This window comes from Mesorhizobium sp. M7A.F.Ca.US.005.03.2.1 (genome assembly GCF_003997795.1).
GTDB classification, from domain to species: domain Bacteria; phylum Pseudomonadota; class Alphaproteobacteria; order Rhizobiales; family Rhizobiaceae; genus Mesorhizobium; species Mesorhizobium ciceri.
The window spans coordinates 1-1,828 of sequence record NZ_RZRP01001070.1 but is presented as its reverse complement, the minus strand read 5'-3'; the positions used below and the strand labels follow the sequence as shown (position 1 = coordinate 1,828).

Genomic DNA, 1,828 nt, shown 5'->3' with positions numbered 1-1,828 from the left:
GCGCTCTGCCCGCCGATGATCTCGACAGAAGACGATGTGAAAGAAATCATGACGCGCATGGGCCGGACGCTTGAGCGCCTGACCGGTGCGGTTGCCAAGGAGGGACTCGAATGACCCGCATGAAAGCCGAACCGGTCGTCCATATCGACGACGAACGCTTTCGGGTCACCGAATGGCGCTTTGCCGCCGGGGCCGAGACCGGCTGGCATATCCATGGCCATGACTACGTCATCGTGCCGCTTACGGACGGCAAGCTCGGTCTCGAAGGCCCGGACGGCGCGCAGTCGCAAGCCGCCCTCACTCAAGGGGTGCCCTATTCGCGGCGGACGGGTGTGGCCCACAACGTCATCAATGCCGGCGATGCGCCGCTCGCCTTTCTGGAGGTCGAGGTCGTTGAGGCCGGCGACCTCGCAGCCAGGCGGCTCGCCGTGCTCGACCGGTTCCTCGCAGCCTGGAACGCCCGCGACGTGGGCGCGCTGATGGACTGCATGGCTGAGAATTGCGCTTTCCACGGCTCGGCTGGACCCGATGCCGAAGGGCGCAAGCATATGGGGCGTGACGCCGTGCGCGCCGCCTATGCAGCGCTGTTCGATGCTTTCCCGAAGGCCGCGTGGACCAGAGGACGGCACGTCGTGACGGGCGACACCGGGCTTTCATCATGGCGCTTCGTCGGCACCACGGCAGCGGGGCAGCAAATCGAAGTCGACGGCTGCGATATCTTCGCTTTCTCGGGGGAGCTCATAGCGCTCAAGGATTCCTACCGCAAAGCGCGAGGGTAGCGAAAATCTGAATTCATCGGGCAACGAGGGCGGTCCAAGCGGGCCGCCCTCGTTTTTTGTCCAAAGGCAAGATCCTCAAAAGATGAAAGGGCCGGGCTTACCCGGCCCATCTTCTTACTTGAGCAAGGCTTCCATCGGTACCGGCTCGGAAATCGTCCAGTTGCCTACAACACCCGGCTTGCCGGCCTTGGTCTCGACGATCAGGTACCGCGTCTGGTTCTGGTGATGCAGTTCCGGCGTGAAGGTACGAGGCCCGAACAGCGTCGGCTCGTTCTTCATCTTCTCCAGTTCCGCGACGACGGCGTCGGCATCGGTCGTGCCTGCACGCTCCACCGCCTTGGCCCAGACGTCGACCATGACGTAACCCGGAAAGACATACTGGCTCGAGGGATCGGCGCCTGTCTTCGCCTTGTAGGTGGCATTGAACTTCAGCACTTCCGGATTGGGATCGTCGCCATAGATCGATCCCTGAACGGGGACGTAGAAGTTCGTCAGATCGGGCACAGCGGATAGCCAATAACTACCGTCGACGCCCGAGCCATTCAGGATCATGGAGTTGATGCCCGCGGCACGAAGCTGCTTGATGGCCGAGACAGCGCCCGGCATCATCGTGCAAAGCATGATCGCATCCGGCTCCTTCGGCAGAGACTTGATGCGGGTGATCTGCGCGGCGATGGAGGCGTCCTCGTTTTTGAAGGTGTCTTCACCGACAAGCTTCGCGCCCTGGGCTTCGAGCTTCGGCATCATCCAGTCGAAGCCGTCGCAGATGCCCTTGTTGTAGGCCGTCCAGGTATCGAGCAGACGGTAGAAGTCCTTTGCGCCTTTTTCCTTGAATGCCCACTCGGCCATGGTCGCGCCCTGCACGGGCGCCAGCACCGACGCGGAGAAGCTGTGCGGGCCGACACCCTGGATACCGGCCTTGACCGATTCCGCGCACAGGAAGAAGGAGATACGGCCCGCGTCCTCGGCCGCGAGCGCAGCCGGCGATCCGAAGTCGTAGTCGCACGAGACGACCACGAGATCCGCGCCCTGGTCGAGCACGGAGAGGC

Annotated in this window: 2 protein-coding genes; one reads left to right on the top strand and one right to left on the bottom strand. The window is 62.9% G+C overall.

What is annotated here, in order from left to right:
- Nucleotides 1-110: 110 nt before the first annotated feature.
- Nucleotides 111-779, top strand: coding sequence for a nuclear transport factor 2 family protein (locus tag EN991_RS41725; protein ID WP_127370413.1), 669 nt, complete (start codon nt 111-113; stop codon nt 777-779).
- 114 nt (nt 780-893) lie between these two features.
- Here the strand turns inward: EN991_RS41725 and EN991_RS34680 are convergent.
- The coding region (locus tag EN991_RS34680) for an ABC transporter substrate-binding protein (protein ID WP_164769608.1) at nt 894-1,828 on the bottom strand (935 nt) is incomplete at its 5' end.

Coding starts and splice junctions, on each gene's coding strand:
- EN991_RS41725 (WP_127370413.1), top strand. CDS start 111: ATGACCCGCATGAAAGCCGAACCGGTCGTCCATATCGACGACGAACGC.